Origin of the sequence: Rhodococcus sp. p52, assembly GCF_000763325.2 — a bacterium.
GTDB lineage: Bacteria > Actinomycetota > Actinomycetes > Mycobacteriales > Mycobacteriaceae > Rhodococcus > Rhodococcus pyridinivorans.
This window is the reverse complement of sequence record NZ_CP016819.1, coordinates 1,785,224-1,802,515: the sequence shown is the minus strand read 5'-3', so window position 1 is coordinate 1,802,515 and position 17,292 is coordinate 1,785,224. Positions and strand designations below refer to the sequence as shown.

Sequence of the window (17,292 nt, the reverse complement as noted above, 5' to 3'; positions counted from 1 at the left end):
TGCTTCGACCCAGCCGTCCGGCTGCTTCGACTCAACCGTGGCTGCGCAGGTACTCCAACTGCACGTTGACGGACTTCTCCGCCGCACCCCACAACGAGGGGTCGACGTCGGCGTAGACGTGCTCGACGACCTGCCGTGCGGTGGCTTCGGCGCCGAGGGTGCGCAGCGCACCGCGCACCTGCTCGAGCCGACCCTCCCGGTGCGCGAGGTACTCCCGCGCGATCGTCTCGAGGTCGGGCAGCTCGGGGCCGTGCCCGGGCAGCACCGTGTAGCCACCGCCGAGACCGATGAGCGACCTCAACGACCGCAGGTAGTCGCCGAGGTCGCCGTCGGAGTCGTCGAGCACGGTCGTGCCGCGGCCGAGGATGGTGTCGGCAGTGAGAACACTGCGGTCCTGCTCGATCACGAACGACAGCGAATCGGCGGTGTGCCCCGGGGTCGCGACGACCCGGATGCGCAGACCCGCCGCCTCGACGACGTCACCGCCGGACAGTTGCTGCCCACCGCCGTGGCGGTGTTCCGGCAGCACTGCGTGCACCGGGCATTCCGCGAGTTGCGAGAAACGCTCGGCACCCTCGGTGTGGTCGAAGTGGCGGTGACTGATGAGGGTCGCCGCCACCGGCACCTGCGCGATCCGCTCGAGATGGCCTTCGTCGAGGGGACCCGGATCGACCACGACGCACTCGTCGCTGCCGGGTGCCCGGAGGATCCAGGTGTTCGTTCCCTCGAGGGACATGATCGAGGGGTTCTCGGCCAGGATCACCGCGGCGTTCTCGGTGACCTGGCGCAGCTGCGCGTAGGCGGGGTGGACCAGCGCCATCACATGTGCCTCTCGTGTCGGATCCGTCGGGAGCCGCCTCCGATCGGGGAGGTGGCGTCAGCGTACTTCCACCATCAGCTCGACCTCGACGGGAGCGCCGAGGGGCAGTTCGGCGACGCCGACGGCCGAGCGGGCGTGCGCGCCGACCTCACCGAAGATCTCCCCGAGCAGTTCCGACGCGCCGTTGATGACGCCGGGCTGTCCGGTGAAGCCCTCGGCGGACGCCACGAAGCCGACGACCTTCACGACGCTCGCGATGTTGTCGAGTCCGACGAGACCGTCGACTGCGGCGAGCGCGTTGAGCGCGGCGGTGCGGGCCGCGGTCTTCGCCTCCTCCGCTGACACCTCGGCACCCACCTTGCCGGTGTGCGTCAGCTTCCCGTCGGCCAGCGGCAGCTGACCGGAGGTGTAGACGACGTCGCCATTGCGGACGGCGGGTACGTAGGCCGCCACCGGGGCGGCGACCGGCGGCAGGGTGATGCCGAGTTCGGTCAGGCGTTCGCTCCAGGTGTTGTGCGACACCGATCAGCCCTTCGGACGCTTGAGGTAGGCGACGTGCTGCTCACCGGTGGGGCCGGGCAGGACGGTGACGAGCTCCCAGCCGTCGGCACCCCACTGGTCGAGGATCTGCTTGGTCGCGTGCGTGAGCAGCGGCACGGTTGCGTATTCCCATGTGGTGGTTTCACTCATATCCTGACCTTATCCGGCACCGTTCACCGTCCACGACTTATAGGCTCGTGATCGTGGCATCTCCGACATCACATTCCGGCGAATGGCCGGCAGGCGCCTCCCAGGCGCGACTGCACTTCGTGTCCGGCAAGGGTGGCACCGGGAAGTCCACCGTGGCCGCGGCGCTCGCACTGGCGCTCGCCGCCGGAGGTCGCAAGGTTCTGCTCGTCGAGACCGAGGGACGTCAGGGCATTGCGCAGCTGTTCGACGTGCCGCCGCCCCCGCCGGTCGAGACGAAAATCGCGACCGCACCGGGTGGCGGTGAGGTCTCGGCTCTCGCGATCGACATCGAGGCGGCCTTCCTCGAGTACCTCGACATGTTCTACAACCTCGGATTCGCAGGTCGCGCGATGCGACGGATGGGAGCGATCGAGTTCGTGACCACGCTCGCGCCGGGTCTGCGCGACGTCATCCTCACCGGCAAGATCAAGGAGACCGTGGTACGGACCGACGCGTCGGGCGCACCCGTCTACGACGCGGTCGTCGTCGACTCCCCGCCCACCGGCCGCATCGGCAGCTTCCTCGACGTCACCAAGGCCATGGCCGATCTCGCGAAGTCCGGTCCGATCCGGTCGCAGAGCGAGGGTGTGGTCCGGCTGCTGCACTCCGACCAGACCGTCGTCCATCTGGTGACCCTACTCGAGGCTCTGCCCGTGCAGGAGACGGCCGACGCGGTGGAGGAGCTCGAGGCCGCCGATCTCCGGATGGGGACGGTCATCGTCAACCGCACCGCTCCCGAGCACCTGCCCGAGGAACTCGTCGACGACGTCGCCGCCGGCCGCATCGCCGGGCCCGCGATCCGGACGACGCTGGAGAAGGTGTCCATCAAGCTCTCCGACGACGATTTCGCCGGCCTGCTGACCGAGACCATCGAGCACGCCGCGGTACTCCAGGCGCAACAGGTGAGCGCCGCTCAACTCGACGAAGTGAAGGTGGCACGCATGTCCCTACCGGCCCTCGCCGACGGTGTCGATCTCGGTGGCCTCTACGAACTCGCCGACGTCCTTGCCGAGCAGGGTGTCCGATGAACGCACCGATCCGGAAGGTCCTCGACGTCGCCCGCATCCTGGACGACCGCTCGTCCCGGGTGATCGTGTGCTGCGGGTCGGGAGGTGTCGGCAAGACGACCACCGCCGCGGCGCTCGCGTTGCGCGCGGCCGAGCGGGGCCGTAGCGTCGTGGTGCTCACGATCGACCCGGCGCGGCGACTGGCACAGGCCCTCGGGGTCGCCTCGCTCGACAATTCACCGCAGAAGGTGGAGCTCGGGCCGGAGGCGAAGGGCGAGCTGCACGCGATGATGCTCAACATGCGTCGCACCTTCGACGACATGGTGCTCGAGCACTCGACGCCGGAGAAGGCCCAGCAGATCCTCGACAACCCCTTCTATCAGACCGTGGCGTCGTCTTTCTCCGGCACGCAGGAGTACATGGCGATGGAGAAGCTCGGTCAGCTCGCGCAGAGCGACGAGTGGGATCTCATCATTGTCGACACCCCGCCGTCCCGGAACGCGCTCGACTTCCTCGACGCTCCCCAGCGGCTCGGGGCCTTCCTCGACGGGCGGATGATCCGGATCTTCACGGCACCCGGGCGTGGCTTCGGCCGCCTGGTGACCGGCGCGATGGGGCTCGCGCTCAAGGCGGTCTCGACGATCGTCGGGAGCCAGATGCTGTCGGATGCGTCGGCCTTCGTGCAGTCGCTGGACTCGATGTTCGGGGGCTTTCGCGAGCGCGCCAACCGCACCTACCGGTTGCTGCAGCAGCCGGGAACCCACTTCATGGTGGTCGCGGCACCCGAACCCGATGCCCTGCGCGAGGCGTCGTTCTTCGTCGAACGACTGTCGGGCGATCGCATGCCGCTGTCGGGCCTGGTGCTCAACCGCACCCATCCGACACTGTCGGCGTTGCCGTCCGATCACGCCCTCGCCGCGGCGGACCAGCTCGCCGAGGAGGAGGGCGTGGACGCGAAGGCCGCTGAGGCCGTTCTCCGCATCCACGCGCACCGGGCCGTGATCGCCAAGCGGGAGCTGCGGTTGCTACGCAACTTCACCGCGGCGAACCCTGCCGTCCCCGTGGTCGGGGTGCCCTCGCTGCCCTTCGAGGTCTCGGATCTCGAGGCGCTGCGGGCGGTGGGCGAGCAATTGACCCGCGAGGCGTGATGTCTCGCGGGTCATGATCTCGGCGGTTCGTGTACCGGTGAGGTGGTGACTAGACCGCGCTCTGGTGCTGTCGCTGCGCCTGGAAGAAATCGGCCCAGGACTCGACCTCGGGATGCTGCTTGAGGAGAGCACGACGCTGCCGCTCCGTCATGCCTCCCCACACGCCGAACTCGACACGGTTGTCGAGGGCGTCCGCCCCGCACTCGAGCATCACCGGGCAGTGCCGGCAGATCACCGCAGCCTTGCGCTGCGCTGCGCCACGCACGAACAGTTCATCTGGATCGACTTCGCGGCAGCGAGCCTTGGAGACCCAAGCGATACGCGCTTCGGCCTGGTCGACGTCGAGTCGGGTCGTCGGGGTGGTCATGTGCATTCAGTTGCCCCTTTACTTTCCGAACGCCGGTTCGCGGTGTTCGAGGTCTGCGCCGTCCGTGTGCCGCAACGGCGCAAAACCTGCCCGTCAAGGTGTTATCTGCGTCACACTGATGTCTCAATCTAGGTAAACTGATGCCCACGCGCAAGGCGAACGAAACCTTTTCTGGTACGCACGTACAAAGTCCCACGTCGGAGGCGTTTTCACCTTGCCCGTCGTGCCACGCCCGCTCCCTGGAAACGGCCGGCCGGTCCCTCGCCACGTAGTGTGTAGGCGTGTCGATCCGAAGAACGGTGGCGAAGCTCGCTGGTTGCACGGCCCTCGGCGGCGTTCTCGTAGCAGGGATGCTCTTCCCGGCCGCGGGTGGTTTCGGGTATGTCTCGAACCGAGCCGCGGACACCGTCGACAACAGTTCCGCCGAGCTCGTCGAAGGTGTCGTCCCAGCCGTGACGACCATGGTCGACAAGGCGGGCGAGCCGATCGCGTGGCTCTACGACCAGCGTCGCTTCGAGGTGCCCAGCGACCAGATCTCCAACGAGATGAAACTGGCGATCGTCTCGATCGAGGACAAGCGGTTCCCCGAGCACCAGGGCGTCGACTGGCAGGGCACCATCCGCGCGTTCCTCACCAACACCACGAGCGGTCAGGTCGAGCAGGGCGCCTCCACGATCGACCAGCAGTACGTCAAGAACTACCTGCTCCACGTGATCGCGAAGACCGACGCCGAACGCCGCGCGGCGATCGAGACGACGCCGGCCCGCAAGATCCGTGAGATCCGCATGGCGCTGACCCTCGACGATCAGCTCACCAAGGACGAGATCCTCACCCGCTATCTGAACCTCGTCCCCTTCGGCAACGGTTCGTTCGGCATCCAGGACGCCGCCCAGACCTACTTCGGCATCGACGCCAAGGACCTGAACATCCCGCAGGCCGCGATGCTCGCGGGCATGGTGCAGTCCAGCTCGGCGCTGAACCCGTACACCAATCCCGACGGCGTGCTCGCCCGTCGCAACATCGTGCTCGACACGATGATCGACAACATCCCGGAGCGCGCCGACGAGATCCGCGCCGCGAAGGAACTGCCGCTCGGCGTGCTGCCCGAGCCCAACACGCTCCCCCGCGGCTGCATCGCTGCCGACGACCGCGGTTACTTCTGCGAGTACGCGCTGCAGTATCTCGAGAACTCGGGCCTGTCGCGCGAGCAGATCGACCGGGGCGGATATCTCATCCGCACGACCCTCGACCCCGAGGTCCAGAACTCCGTCAAAGAGTCGCTCGACCGGTTCACCAGCCCCACCGTCGACGACGTGGCCTCGGTGATGAACGTGATCGAGCCGGGCCAGGATTCGCACAAGGTCCTCGCCATGGGGTCGAGCCGCAAGTTCGGTCTCGACGCCGAGGCCAAGGAGACGGTCCAGCCGCAGCCCTACTCGCTGGCCGGTCACGGCGCCGGGTCGATCTTCAAGATCTTCACCGTCGCCGCCGCCATGGAACAGGGTCTCGGCACCTCCGCCGTGCTCGACGTCCCGTCCCGCTACAACGCCCGCGGTCTGGGCGACGGCGGTGCCCGCGGCTGCCCGGCCAACTACTACTGCGTCGAGAACGCCGCGCCGTATCCGTCGCGACTGTCGGTGACCGACGCGCTGGCACAGTCACCGAACACGGCGTTCGTCAAGCTCATCGAGGCGACCGGCGTCGACGCGGTTGTCGACATGTCGGTGCGCCTGGGTCTGCGGTCGTACCTGCAGCCCCGCACCTCCGGCTTCGGCGACCAGTCGATGGCCGAGATGCAGAAGAACCAGCACCTCGGCTCGTACACGCTCGGCCCGACGTGGATCAACGCGCTGGAGCTGTCGAACGTCGCGGCAACCCTCGCCTCGCACGGCAAGTGGTGCCCGCCCACCCCGATCGAGGGGGTGTTCGACCGCGAGGGCAAGCCCGTGCCGATCACGCAGCAGGCGTGCGAGCAGGCCGTCGAGCCCGGTCTGGCCGACACCCTGACGACGGCGATGAGCAAGGACACCGCCGCCGGCGGTACCGCTTCGGGTGCCGCGGGGTCGGTGGGCTGGAACCTGCCGGTCGCGGCGAAGACCGGTACTACCGAGTCGCACATGTCCTCGGCATTCCTCGGCTTCACCAACCGGTTTGCCGGAGTCGTCTACACCTACGGCGACTCCCCCACTCCCGGCCAGATCTGCTCGGGTCCGGTCCGCCCCTGCTACGACGGCAACCTCTTCGGCGGTACCGAACCGGCGCGGACATGGTTCTCAGCGATGCTGCCGGTGGCGAACAAGTTCGGCTCCATCGAACTGCCCGCCCCCGATCCCCGGTACGTCCGCGGCGCGGGCAACGCCCAGGTTCCGGACGTGACGGGCCTGTCGAAGGACCGCGCGGTGCAGCGACTGCAGGACGCCGGATTCTCGGTCTCGGAGGCGACGATCGCCGGTGAGGAACGCGCCGGAACGGTGACGGGTACGTCCCCGAGCGGCTCGGCCGTCCCGGGATCGACGGTCACGCTGTTCATCAGCGACGGATCGGTCCGCGTCGCTCCCACCACGAGCGCCACCCCGGCCCGCCCGCGCGACCGCGAGGTCCCCGACACGCCCCGCCGGTCGACGCCCGCGCCCATCCCGGGACGTGAGCTCGAGCAGAGCGAGTCGAGTCCGCCGGCGGAGGAGGAGTCCACTCCCACGACGACACCGAGCCGCCCCGACAACTGAGCCGCAGGGCTTCCACGGTCGGTTTACAGGCGTGAACGCACGGCTGCGGACAGGCGCTTGCCGTCGGCCTTGCCTGCCGCGATCTCGGTGGCGGCCTTCATCACCTGGCCCATGTTCTTCGGACCCGGCCGCGTGCCGAGTTCCTCCGCAACGCGCGCGAGGGCGGTGTCGACGACGTCGACTAGTTCGGCATCGGTGAGCGGGGTGGGCAGGTACTCGTCGATGATCCGCGCCTCGGCGTGCTCCTTGGCCGCGAGCTCTCCGCGTCCGTTCTCGGTGTAGACCTCGGCGGCCTCGCCGCGCTTCTTCGATTCCTTCGCGAGGACCTGGAGCACCTCGTCGTCGGACAGCTCACGCGCCTCCTTGCCGGACACCGCCTCGTTCCGGATCGCCGCGAGCAGCATCCTGAGGGTCTCGGTCCGCAGCTTGTCCTTGTCCTTCATCGCTGCGGTCAGGTCGGTCCGCAGCCTGGATTCGAGGGAGGATGTGGTGTCGCTCATGCCGGAAACGCTACGCGGGACAGGCGAACCACGTGCGAGGACCACGCACGGCGGTACGCTGGAGAAGTGCCTGACCTGTCTGCAATTCGCCGCGTAACCCTCGGTGCTGCCGGCGCCGCCGCTCTCGGCCTCGGTTACGCCACGCTGATCGAACGGAACGCGTTCACCCTTCGCGAGGTCACGGTGCCGGTGCTCGCGCCCGGCGCGTCGACACTGCGGGTCCTGCACATCAGCGACCTGCACATGACTCCCAATCAGAAGCTGAAACAGAACTGGTTGCGCGAACTCGACGGCCTCGAGCCCGATCTCGTCGTGAACACGGGCGACAACCTGTCGCACCCGAAGGCCGTTCCGGCCGTCGTCCAGGCCCTCGGCGGACTCCTCGCCCGCCCGGGTCTGTTCGTCTTCGGGAGCAACGACTACTTCGCTCCCGTGCTGAAGAATCCGCTGGCCTACTTCGACAAGGACCACGACCGCGTCTACGGGCCTCCGCTCCCGTGGGGCGACCTGCGTGCGGCGTTCACCGAACGTGGCTGGCAGGACATGACGCACGTGCGCCGCGACATCGAGATCGGCGGCGTGCGCATCGCCGTCGGCGGTGTCGACGACCCGCATCTCGACCGCGACCGGTACGAGACGATCGCAGGTGCGGCCGATCCCTCGGCCGATCTGCGACTGGGCATGACTCACTCCCCCGAGCCGCGGGTGCTCGATCGCTTCGCCGAGGACGGCTACGACCTCGTTCTGGCGGGCCACCCCCACGGCGGCCAGCTGTGCCTGCCGTTCTACGGCGCGCTGGTGACCAACTGCGGGATCGACCGGTCGCGGGTGAAGGGCGCGTCGCGCTGGGGTGCCCACATGCGACTGCACGTCTCCGCGGGTATCGGCACGTCGCCGTTCGCTCCCGCCCGGTTCTTCTGCCGTCCGGAGGCCACCCTGCTGACCCTCGTTCCGGCCTCGCGCGACACCGCGCAGCAGGCCAGCGGTGATTCGGCAGAGCGCGCCGGGTTACGTCGCTGACCAGCCGATTTAATCTTCTGCGGACTCGTGTTGTAAGCTGACCGAGGTTCAATACGGGGTGTGGCGCAGCTTGGTAGCGCGCTTCGTTCGGGACGAAGAGGTCGTGGGTTCGAATCCCGCCACCCCGACTCGTGGAAGAACTCGTCAGGGCACTTTCTCCTCACGGAGAAGGTGCCCTGACCGCATTCCGGGGCACCTTGTTCACCTCTCCGGAAAAGGACGTCCCCTCCCGTCAAAAAAGATTCTTCAAGTCTGTTTTTAGGGATTAAAACAGACTTGAATACCCTAAACTGAAAGGCGGCACCGCACTCGCGAGACGCTCCGACTCCGGTCGGGGGGAACGGAAATCAGCGGATGAGGCGACGACACAGGGCCTCCCAGCAGGGCGCGCCGGAGAACTCCGGAGGTTCCACACTCACCAGGCCACGACCACGGCGACGACGGTGGCTCGCCGTCCTCGTGCTCGTCGCGTGCGCGTTCATCGCCGCGGGAGTGCCCGTCTACGTGGCCCCGCAGATCGAGATCGAGAACCTCAGCCCGTATCGCCGGGCCGATGCGATCTTCGTCCTCGGCGGTGCGATCTACGAGCGCTATCCCTACGCGCTCGAACTCGCACTCGAAGGCTTCGCACCCGAGGTCGTGGTGTCGAATCCCAACGGCACGAAGGACGTCTGGCTGACGGACCTGTGCGACCACCCGCGCTACGAATTCCCCGTCACGTGCTTCGAACCGGACCCGCCGACCACGCGCGGTGAAGCGATGGAACTGCGTCGCCTCGCGGAGCAGCGCGGCTGGAACAGCGTCATCGTCGTGACGTTCGTGCCGCACGTCTCCCGCGCGCGCTTCATCCTCGACCGATGCTTCGACGGCGAGCTCATCATGGCCGCCAGCCCTGCCGACATCGCCCTGTCGTACTGGGCATGGGCGTACGCCTATCAGACCGCCGGCTACATGCGGGCCTTCTCGCACACGGGGTGCTGAAGCGGAACGTCAGGGCAGCAACCGGTCGAGGAACCGGTTGCTGAACACCCGATGCGGGTCGTACTGCTCGAAGGCCGCGAGCGCGGCGTCCCAGCCCTGCCCGGACGGCAATCCGGTGCGGTACATGGCCGGCACTGTGTCCCCGAGGAAACCAGGGTCGCGGTAGCCGCCCTGATCGTCGAACGCCCAGCCCTTCGACCACTCGGACCGGAAGGTTGCATAGTCGCCCGAATAGTGGGCGGCCATCCACTGCTCCATCTCGCGGAAGAAGGCCGGCATCCCGGCCGTTCCGGGGATGGAGACCACGTTCATCCAGATCGCGGTGTCCCAGTCGGGCCGGTCGGGGCGGGGACGCACCGGCGACAGGTCGGGCACACCGGCGGCGTCGACGAGCACCTCGTCGGCGTCGTCGACCTTGCACAGACGTACCTCGAACGGCATGTTCACCGGGTACTGACCGAGCGAGGCGTAATGCGTCATCCGCTCGTGCAACCACGTCGTGAACTCGTTGATGACGCGGGCGATGTTGTCGCGTCTCGTCACGACGACACCGCCACCGGCGACCACGCGCAGGGTCGCGGCGCGCAGGTAGAACAGCAGGTCCTTGGACCAGCCCCACAGATCGTTCGTGCCGGTCGCTGCGAGTCCCGCGGCCACCGCACCGAACTGTGACGCACCGAAGGCCGGTGTGACGCCCTGGGCGCCACGCACGACCTGTCCCAGCAGGTCGGTGAGTTCCTCGGGCAGGCTGTCCGAGAAGTAGTAGTTGTACGGGCCCTGCACCTCACGGGAGGCGGCGGGCTTCTCCGGGGAGACCGACCAGATCTTGAGCCAGGGCGTCTCGGTGAAGGGGAACCAGATCGCCTCGACCCGCCCGTGCTCCTCGACGAAGCGCTCGAAGGTGCGTCCCGGCGAGCCGGGCGGTGCGAACAGTTCGTGCCACGGGATGTCGGTGAAGCTCTGGCAGCGCACCCGGTAGTTCGCTCCGGCCTGCAGCGTCACCGAAGTGACGAAGGTGCGTCCGAGGTGGGCGAGCAGGGGTCTGATCTCCGGTTCGGCGCGGCGGAACTCGCGGAGTTCGTAGGCAGCGGCCGACGGGTTCCACACCACGGCGGTCAGAGCCAGGACGAGATTGGACAGGGAGCCGAACGACTGGCCGGGGATCACCGTCTCCCCCGCCGCCGGGTAGGTGGCTCCGTGGGCACCGATCGACAGTGCCCCCGCGATGGAGATGTCGCCGATGGCGGGCGAGTTGGCCCAGCCCAGTCCGTTCGCTTCGAGCGTGGTGAGGATGGATTCGATGCTCGCGCCCCCTCCGGCCGTCACGCGCGGAGGTGCGGCGTCCGCATCGACGACGACCTGGTTCAGCTGCGACATGGTGTCGACCAGCACGACGTTCTCGATGTCCTGCCCGGCCTCGAGGGTGAGCGGACTCCAGCTGTGCATCGATCCGCGGGGACGGATGCGGAAGCCGTGGGCGTGCGCCCAGTTCGCGAGGCGGACGACGTCGTCGGCGGTGCGCGCGGTCGCGGTCCACACCGCGTCGAACCGGATGGTCTTCGCCCAGTTGACGAACTGTTGCTGCGAGAGCGGGATGTCGGCCGGGAAGTCCGGCGGCGCCGGGATCGTGGCTGCCGGGTCGCCGAGCGGTACCGCACCCGCGAGCGTCCATCCCGTGCCTGCAAGGACGGCTGCTCCGGCGGCTGCTCCGAGAAGACCGCGACGGCTGAGGGTGGGACCAGAGGCTCGAGCGCTCACGAGGGCGGGTTCCGTTCTGTTCTGCGGGCGCGGACTCCGCGAAAATAGAACAAGTTCTCTCTATTCTCCAGTACCGCTACCGGTGTGCGGCACCCTCGCTCCAGAACGACAGACCCGACGCCTCCAACGTGCCGAGGATGTGTTCGGGAGCGCCGTCGACCGACCAGACCGCCATCGCGACCGCCGCCACGGTGAGGGCCGGACCGAGGATGCCGAGCTCGAACGGGCCACCCGCACGGATGGACAACGCCGACGGCAGCTTGATCTCCCACCAGCGCGACCCGCGCCAGGGCACGAACGGAGCGAGGAAGGGGATTCCCTCCTTGGTGATGGCGTCGCCGAGACAGTGCGTCGCGCATCCGAGGGCCACCGCGACCCCCAGGCCCGTCGACGCAACCTCCTGCGGGAACCACGTCCACGACAGGATCGACAGCACTGCCGCGCTCAGGGTGACGACCACCCACCCGCGCTTCTTCGCCCACGACCCGAACAACCCGCGCAGTGCGAGACCGAGAGTGACGAACAGGACCCCGATGATCGCTTCCCTGCCGAAGCTCGCGACGAGTGCCGAGACTCCGGCTCCGAGCAGTGCCGCGAACAGCGCGGTGTGCGTCATGGTGCGGTGCCCGCCGCGCCGCTTCCGGTCGCGGCTGCCCTTGGTGAGCGAGTAGTAGCCGAGCGAGACCGCGTCGATGCCCCTGGCGAAGGTCTGGCTCACGGGCCCGAACGACCTCGCGACCGTCGACTGTGCCGTGTCGAGATCCGGAAGCAGGGCCGCCCCCGAACACACCGCCGCGAAGGCGAAGGTCTCCGCGGTGGACGCGGGTGCACCCCAGTCGGTAGGAAGCAGATCTGCGACGACGAGCCCCACCAGCGCCCCGGATACTGCATGGGTAGGACCCATCACCATGTCGGACAACACCTTTCGACGAACGAGCGCGAACCCGACCCGGCGTGACGACGCCGGCCCCGGATCTCCAACCTAACAACCACAGCCGACACACCTGTCACACGCGTGTTCGAACATCCGATATGTTCGGCAGACGCCGGCAGGGGCGCCCACCGGAGAGGTGGACGGCCCTGGCGTCTGTGCCGGATTCCTCGTTTGCGAGGAAGATGGAGTTGTCGTCGTCGGATGGAGGGAGAGCGACATGGACACCACGCTGATCGTGCTGGCGCTGGCAGCCCTGATCTACTGGTGGGGACTGCTCTGATCCCGCCGCATCTCCCCCGGTGACGGGTCAGGCTCCGGCGCGCCCGCCCGCCTCGACCCGCTTGCCGAGCTCCTCGTCGACGTTGCGCCAGTACTCGAAGATCCGCTCGTAGAGCGCCTCCGAGGTACCGCCGAGGACGTGTCCGACGATGTTGTTCACGAGGCGTTCGCGCTCCGCGTCGTCCATCACGTCGCGGACGAGGGTGCCCGCCTGACCGAAGTCGTCGTCCTCTGGGTGCTGCACGTAGCCCGCGCGCACGGCCTCGGTTCCGAAGTTCCACAGACCTTCGTCGCCGGCCCGCTCGGGATCGGCATGCGGACCACCGAAGCTGTTCGGTGCGTAGACCGGGGTCTGCGGATCGTTGAAGGTGAAGGCCATGTTGCCCTCCTTGCTGTAGGAGTCGACACGGGCGGCCTTCGCGGAGTTCACCGGCAGCTGTGCGTGGTTGACGCCGATGCGGTAGCGGTGGGCGTCGGCGTAGGAGAACACGCGGCCGAGCAGCATCTTGTCGGGCGAGAAACCGATGCCCGGCACGACGTTCGACGGGGCGAACGCGGCCTGCTCGATCTCTGCGAAGAAGTTGCGCGGGTTGCGGTTCAGGGTCATCGTGCCGACCTTGATCAACGGGTAGTCCTTTTGCGACCACACCTTGGTCAGGTCGAACGGGTTGAACCGGTAGTTCTCCGCCTCCGCGACCGGCATGATCTGCACGTGGAGCGTCCAGCTCGGGAACTCGCCACGCTCGATCGCCTTGTAGAGGTCGGCGCGGTGGTAGTCGGGATCCGAGCCGGCGAGGCGGTCGGCCTCGTCCTGGGTGAGGAACTCGATGCCCTGGTCGGTCTTGAGGTGGTATTTCACCCAGAAGCGCTCACCGTCGGCGTTGATCCATTGATAGGTATGCGAACCGAAGCCGTCCATGTGGCGCCACGTGCGCGGCAGGCCACGGTCGCCCATCAGCCAGGTGACCTGGTGTGCGGTCTCGGGGCGCAGGGTCCAGAAGTCCCACTGCATCGTGTGGTCGCGCAGGCCGGAGCCGGGCAGGCGCTTCTGCGAGTGGATGAAGTCGGGGAACTTGATCGGGTCCTTGATGAAGAAGATCGGCGTGTTGTTGCCGACCAGGTCGTAGTTCCCGTCCTCGGTGTAGAACTTCAAAGCGAAACCGCGCGGGTCGCGCCAGGTGTCGGGGCTGCCCTGTTCACCGGCGACCGTCGAGAAGCGTGCCAGCATCTCGGTTTTCACGCCCGGCCGGAACAGCTTGGCCTTCGTGTAGGCGGAGACGTCCTCGGTGACGACGAACTCACCGAACGCGCCGGCGCCCTTGGCGTGCACGACGCGCTCGGGCACCCGCTCGCGGTTGAAGTGCGCGAGCTTCTCGACCAGGTAGTGGTCGTGGAGCAGGATCGGCCCCTGGGTGCCCGCGGTGAGCGACTCGTTGTCGCTGGCGACGGGGATACCGACGTTGTTCGTGGTGTAACGGGCATTCGTCATGGTGACCTCCGTATACGGATGTTCCGGGTCTCGGGACACGAAGCCGGTGGTTCGGCCCGCGGAGGGGCCGGACCACCGGTGAAGCGAGTGGGCGCTAGTCGGCGCGGCAATCGGGGCACAGGCCCCAGAAGGTGACCTCTGCTTCGTCGATGACGAAGCCGTGGTCGTCGGACGGTGTCAGGCAGGGCGCGGCCCCGACCACGCAATCGATGTCGACGACCGTGCCGCATGCGCGGCACACGAGGTGGTGGTGATTGTCGCCGATGCGGGTCTCGTACCGTGCGGGTGATCCGGCCGGTTCGATCCGGCGGAGCAACCCGTTCCCCACGCATGCCTTGAGTACGTCGTACACGGCCTGCGTCGACACCGAGCCGAGTTCGTCGCGCACGTGGGCGGCAATTCCGTCCGCATCGGAATGCGGATGCTCGGCAACGGTTCTCAGTACGGCAACGCGGGGAGCGGTCACCCGCAGACCCACGGAGCGCAGTTGCTCCTTGGGATCGAAGTGATGCTCGTGTCCTTGTTGCATGACACCAAGTATGCCCCTTTTCTGGAACAAGTCAAGAAAAGGGTCGGTGCGGTGCCCGTCACGCCCACTTCGGGTCTCCGATCGGATCAGAGGTCGGCGTGGTCGGCGCCCGCCGGCGCCCGGGATGCGTCGATGTCCGCCTGCAGGGTCTGCCACGCAGAGGTTACTTCGAGGCGAGTTCGGGGCAGCGGGATGCGCCGGAAAGGTCGCCGAGCTCGGATGCGGGGTCCTCGTCGAGTGCGAAGTAGCGGGCGGTCGTGCTCTTCACGGTGTCGACAGCACCTGGGCCGGGTTCGACGTCGATGCTCACCGACGCTGGGTGATCATGTCACTCGGCGTCGTGAGGACCGTGTGCCGCCGCTGTCGTATGCGTGCCCCGGCCCGGAATGTCGGCGAATTACCCGGTGGCACCGTCGAATTCTCACCGGGGTCCCGTAGTCGGATCAGAAGAATCGGTGGGGGCGTGGGGCTGCGGCACTGCTTCGGGGTCGTCGTCCGCCTCGGCCGGCGTCGGGTCCGAATTCGACGGGGCAGGCACACTGTCCGGGTCGTCGGCAGCCGATGATGGGTCGGGCGGTGCCGGCACGGTGGAGGTGGTCGAGACCGGCGGTGTGGCGGGGGCAGGGACCGGGAAGATCCATCCGGCTGTCGCGGGCGGTCGCAGCATCAGCCGTGAGCCGGGGGAGACCGGAGCGAGCAGAATCCATCCACTGGAGGTCGAGTCCGGATCCAGCACCGACGCGACCGCAGGGCCGGGAATGACACAGTGTCCTGCGGGTGCGTCGACCGGGGCGACGGTGCCGTCGGCGAGTATTTCCTGCAGGTCGGATCGGTTCAGCGAGGCCCAGCGGGTAGGTCCGGTGGTCGGGGAGGTCGTCACCTGCAGGTGTACTGCGGTGGCGCATCCGGGATCGGTGCGCACGTCGGTGATGGTGGCGGTACCGAGGTCGGTGCCGTCCTCTGCCAGGACACCGAACGCGGTGCCGAGTCCGACCTCGACCGGCTGTGTCGGACCGGCGGCCGGTGCCGAAGCCGCCGGGGATGACTCTGTCGGTGTCGGGGTGGCCATGTCGGCCGGCGTCGATGTCGTCGGCGTCTCGGTGGTGGGGCTGTCCGGCGCGTCGGGAGCAGTGTCGGTGGGGGTGTCTTCGGGTGTGGTGGGGGCGGTGGTCTTGGGACGAGCGTCGTCCGCGCGATCGCTCTCGTCGACGATGACCGGTGGGTCTTGTCCCTCGTCGGTCCCGGTCGAGGTCGGCTCCTGCGGTCCGGGCAGAGCGTCGAGAACGGTGGGGCCCGGCGTCGTGCACGGCTGGGTGAGCGTAGCGTCCGATTCCACGGCGGGGGCGATTTCAGGAGCCGGGATCGGGAGATCAGCAGGGGCGGGTGACAGCGGTTCGGATGGTGGTGTTGTCGACTCCGAGTCGCTGCTCGCGCTCTTCGGGTCGGGTTCGGTGGGTGCCGTCTCGGGGCAGCCGTCCTCGGCCGTAGTCGGCGGTTCGACAAGCCGGGCGGCGAGCAGACCGGTGGTCATCGCGATGCCGGAGGTGGGGAAGCCCGGTTCGGGGGAGGGGTCACGGAACAGGCCGCATTCGGCGGAGGCGACGAGCATGTCCACCTGCCACTCCAGGGTGCCGGTGAGCGCGCCGACACTGGTAGCGCGCAACCACAATTGGGAGCTGGCGCGATTGTGTTCCTGGATCCGCACATGCCGCAGCGTGCCGGTGTAGCGGAAGGCGGACAGGGTCGGTCGGACGGTGACGGATTGCTCGGTGTTCGCCGCAGGAATCGCCAGAGGGGTCCCGCGCACGGTGAAGGCGTTGCCGGTCAAGGTGGCCACCCCTGTCTGTCCTGGCCGACAGGCCGCAGTGGCCACGATCTCTCCGGCGCCGGAGGACATGAGGGTGCCCAGGCCTCCGAGGACGTTGACCTGCAGATCGGTAGCCCGCGAATCCGCATACGACCGAGGCGCCGGAGCCGGAGCCGACGAGGCGCACTCATTGGGGCTGGCGATCTCGGAGCGGCTACACGAGCGTCCCTGCCCGCCAGCGGTGACCAGGCCGAGCAGACCGCTGTCGCGGCCCTCGGTCCAGCCGCTGTCGGAAAAACGGATCGAGCTGTTGTTGGTAGTGAACGAGCGCACCGGCCCGAAGGTGCTCGGTGCGGTGACCAGCCGGTCGATGCTGCCGTAGGTCGACACCGCGCGGGCATAGGCCTTGTTCGCGGCGGTGCTGGTGCTAAAGACCGAGGTGCCGAGCACCTTGTCGCTCCACGCGGCCATCGTCGACCCGAGTGAACCGGGCATCGCGAGCAGTCCGAGCACGGCGAGGATCCCCACTGCGGCAAGCGCCGTCTGCAGTCGCCTGCGGGTCATGAACGTGTCTCCGGCAAGTCGGTATCGGTGTGAGGTGTGCTCTCGTCGCGGCGGGGCCAGAACGCCCATAGCACCAGCGCCGCGGCGGCGAGGGTGATCGAACCGAGCACGTACGGATTCGACAACCACACAACGACGTACGCGGCACCGGGGATCGACCACAGCACCTGCCGAACCTCCCGCACCCGGTACAGGCCCGGATCGGGGGTCGGGTTGGCATCACCTTGCATCTCGATCAGTGCTTCGCCGGGCAACTGGGGGTGTACGGCGATTACCCGGTGGGTCACCGGTAGCTGCCCGGGCCGGTCGACGGTGACGATGTCGCCGACCGCGATCTCCTCCGCCGAGATCGTCTGCACCACCGCCAGGGAGCCGGCCGGGATCGTCGGGGACATCGAGCCGGTCTTGAACATGATCAGCGAGATGTTCGACACCACGGCAGTGATCACCAGGATCACGCAGAGCACTCCGCCGGCGGCGAGCAGGTTCATCACCGCCCCGGCGAGAACGGATCCGAACGACCGCCGCGGCCGGTGCCGCTGAGCGCGGTGGGATGCGGACGGTGCCGCCATGAACATCTCCTGCACAAAAGAAGTCGTCGGTGAACGGCTCACACGGAAAGGGTTGGTGGCCG

Annotated in this window: 18 protein-coding genes and 1 tRNA gene; 7 read left to right on the top strand and 12 right to left on the bottom strand. The window is 67.9% G+C overall.

Features of this window, described 5'->3' with window-relative positions:
- Positions 1–31 precede the first annotated feature (31 nt).
- Genes IM25_RS08310 through IM25_RS26045 form a run of 3 tightly spaced genes read right to left on the bottom strand, consistent with a single transcriptional unit; the run spans position 32 to position 1,510 of the window.
- Positions 32–820, bottom strand: a complete 789-nt coding sequence (locus IM25_RS08310; RefSeq protein WP_019290225.1) for an MBL fold metallo-hydrolase — start codon at positions 818–820, stop codon at positions 32–34.
- 57 nt (positions 821–877) lie between these two features.
- On the bottom strand, positions 878–1,342 hold the full coding sequence (locus IM25_RS08305) for a RidA family protein (protein ID WP_006552428.1): 465 nt from the start codon (positions 1,340–1,342) through the stop codon (positions 878–880).
- A gap of 3 nt (positions 1,343–1,345) precedes the next feature.
- On the bottom strand, positions 1,346–1,510 hold the full coding sequence (locus IM25_RS26045; RefSeq protein WP_006552429.1) for a DUF4177 domain-containing protein: 165 nt from the start codon (positions 1,508–1,510) through the stop codon (positions 1,346–1,348).
- Positions 1,511–1,560: 50 nt separating this feature from the next.
- Between IM25_RS26045 and IM25_RS08300 the strand changes: the two genes are divergently transcribed.
- Together IM25_RS08300 and IM25_RS08295 are read left to right on the top strand one after the other, a co-directional pair.
- Positions 1,561–2,577, top strand: a complete 1,017-nt coding sequence (locus IM25_RS08300; protein ID WP_442971918.1) for an ArsA family ATPase — start codon at positions 1,561–1,563, stop codon at positions 2,575–2,577.
- On the top strand, positions 2,574–3,704 hold the full coding sequence (locus IM25_RS08295) for an ArsA family ATPase (protein ID WP_006552431.1): 1,131 nt from the start codon (positions 2,574–2,576) through the stop codon (positions 3,702–3,704). Before IM25_RS08300 ends, IM25_RS08295 begins: the two co-directional genes overlap by 4 nt.
- A 49-nt stretch (positions 3,705–3,753) precedes the next feature.
- On the opposite strand, the gene IM25_RS08290 is transcribed toward IM25_RS08295, so the two are convergent.
- Positions 3,754–4,077: a WhiB family transcriptional regulator gene (locus IM25_RS08290; protein WP_006552432.1), complete on the bottom strand. Its 324-nt coding sequence runs from the start codon at positions 4,075–4,077 to the stop codon at positions 3,754–3,756.
- 293 nt (positions 4,078–4,370) lie between these two features.
- Between IM25_RS08290 and IM25_RS08285 the strand changes: the two genes are divergently transcribed.
- A complete protein-coding gene (locus IM25_RS08285) occupies positions 4,371–6,797 on the top strand; it encodes a penicillin-binding protein (protein ID WP_065995946.1) in 2,427 nt (808 codons plus the stop codon).
- Between the two features lie 23 nt (positions 6,798–6,820).
- On the opposite strand, the gene IM25_RS08280 is transcribed toward IM25_RS08285, so the two are convergent.
- Positions 6,821–7,297 (bottom strand): GatB/YqeY domain-containing protein, encoded by a 477-nt coding sequence (locus tag IM25_RS08280; protein WP_006552434.1) that lies wholly within the window; start codon positions 7,295–7,297, stop codon positions 6,821–6,823.
- Positions 7,298–7,363: 66 nt separating this feature from the next.
- Here IM25_RS08280 and IM25_RS27410 point away from each other — a divergent pair, with 66 nt between their 5' ends.
- The 3 genes from IM25_RS27410 (at position 7,364) to IM25_RS08265 (ending at position 9,298) form a co-directional block, all read left to right on the top strand.
- Positions 7,364–8,317: a metallophosphoesterase gene (locus IM25_RS27410; RefSeq protein ID WP_065995945.1), complete on the top strand. Its 954-nt coding sequence runs from the start codon at positions 7,364–7,366 to the stop codon at positions 8,315–8,317.
- 54 nt (positions 8,318–8,371) lie between these two features.
- Positions 8,372–8,445, top strand: a tRNA-Pro gene (locus tag IM25_RS08270).
- A 331-nt stretch (positions 8,446–8,776) separates the two neighbouring features.
- The gene (locus tag IM25_RS08265) at positions 8,777–9,298 is read left to right on the top strand and encodes a YdcF family protein (protein ID WP_033097908.1); all 522 of its coding nucleotides are present in this window, start codon (positions 8,777–8,779) and stop codon (positions 9,296–9,298) included.
- A 9-nt stretch (positions 9,299–9,307) separates the two neighbouring features.
- On the opposite strand, the gene IM25_RS08260 is transcribed toward IM25_RS08265, so the two are convergent.
- Positions 9,308–11,056, bottom strand: coding sequence for a cholesterol oxidase substrate-binding domain-containing protein (locus IM25_RS08260; protein ID WP_033097909.1), 1,749 nt, complete (start codon positions 11,054–11,056; stop codon positions 9,308–9,310).
- Positions 11,057–11,132: 76 nt separating this feature from the next.
- On the bottom strand, positions 11,133–11,966 hold the full coding sequence (locus tag IM25_RS08255) for a metal-dependent hydrolase (protein ID WP_024102807.1): 834 nt from the start codon (positions 11,964–11,966) through the stop codon (positions 11,133–11,135).
- 160 nt (positions 11,967–12,126) lie between these two features.
- Between IM25_RS08255 and IM25_RS26040 the strand changes: the two genes are divergently transcribed.
- Positions 12,127–12,270, top strand: coding sequence for a hypothetical protein (locus tag IM25_RS26040; RefSeq protein WP_019290230.1), 144 nt, complete (start codon positions 12,127–12,129; stop codon positions 12,268–12,270).
- A 27-nt stretch (positions 12,271–12,297) separates the two neighbouring features.
- Here the strand turns inward: IM25_RS26040 and IM25_RS08250 are convergent, their stop codons facing one another.
- From IM25_RS08250 to IM25_RS08235, 5 genes are all read right to left on the bottom strand, one after another.
- Complete coding sequence (locus tag IM25_RS08250; protein WP_065995944.1) at positions 12,298–13,758, bottom strand: catalase; 1,461 nt, start codon at positions 13,756–13,758, stop codon at positions 12,298–12,300.
- 94 nt (positions 13,759–13,852) lie between these two features.
- On the bottom strand, positions 13,853–14,287 hold the full coding sequence (locus IM25_RS08245) for a Fur family transcriptional regulator (protein ID WP_024102806.1): 435 nt from the start codon (positions 14,285–14,287) through the stop codon (positions 13,853–13,855).
- Positions 14,288–14,450: 163 nt separating this feature from the next.
- Positions 14,451–14,597, bottom strand: a complete 147-nt coding sequence (locus tag IM25_RS26035) for a hypothetical protein (RefSeq protein ID WP_019290233.1) — start codon at positions 14,595–14,597, stop codon at positions 14,451–14,453.
- A 111-nt stretch (positions 14,598–14,708) separates the two neighbouring features.
- A complete protein-coding gene (locus IM25_RS08240) occupies positions 14,709–16,658 on the bottom strand; it encodes a hypothetical protein (RefSeq protein ID WP_065995943.1) in 1,950 nt (649 codons plus the stop codon).
- A complete protein-coding gene (locus IM25_RS08235; RefSeq protein WP_050993525.1) occupies positions 16,655–17,230 on the bottom strand; it encodes a signal peptidase I in 576 nt (191 codons plus the stop codon). Before IM25_RS08235 ends, IM25_RS08240 begins: the two co-directional genes overlap by 4 nt.
- Positions 17,231–17,292: the final 62 nt, after the last annotated feature.

Coding starts and splice junctions, on each gene's coding strand:
- IM25_RS08310 (WP_019290225.1), bottom strand. CDS start 820: ATGGCGCTGGTCCACCCCGCCTACGCGCAGCTGCGCCAGGTCACCGAG.
- IM25_RS26045 (WP_006552429.1), bottom strand. CDS start 1,510: ATGAGTGAAACCACCACATGGGAATACGCAACCGTGCCGCTGCTCACG.
- IM25_RS08295 (WP_006552431.1), top strand. CDS start 2,574: ATGAACGCACCGATCCGGAAGGTCCTCGACGTCGCCCGCATCCTGGAC.
- IM25_RS08290 (WP_006552432.1), bottom strand. CDS start 4,077: ATGCACATGACCACCCCGACGACCCGACTCGACGTCGACCAGGCCGAA.
- IM25_RS08280 (WP_006552434.1), bottom strand. CDS start 7,297: ATGAGCGACACCACATCCTCCCTCGAATCCAGGCTGCGGACCGACCTG.
- IM25_RS08255 (WP_024102807.1), bottom strand. CDS start 11,966: ATGGTGATGGGTCCTACCCATGCAGTATCCGGGGCGCTGGTGGGGCTC.
- IM25_RS08250 (WP_065995944.1), bottom strand. CDS start 13,758: ATGACGAATGCCCGTTACACCACGAACAACGTCGGTATCCCCGTCGCC.
- IM25_RS08245 (WP_024102806.1), bottom strand. CDS start 14,287: ATGCAACAAGGACACGAGCATCACTTCGATCCCAAGGAGCAACTGCGC.
- IM25_RS08240 (WP_065995943.1), bottom strand. CDS start 16,658: ATGACCCGCAGGCGACTGCAGACGGCGCTTGCCGCAGTGGGGATCCTC.
- IM25_RS08235 (WP_050993525.1), bottom strand. CDS start 17,230: ATGGCGGCACCGTCCGCATCCCACCGCGCTCAGCGGCACCGGCCGCGG.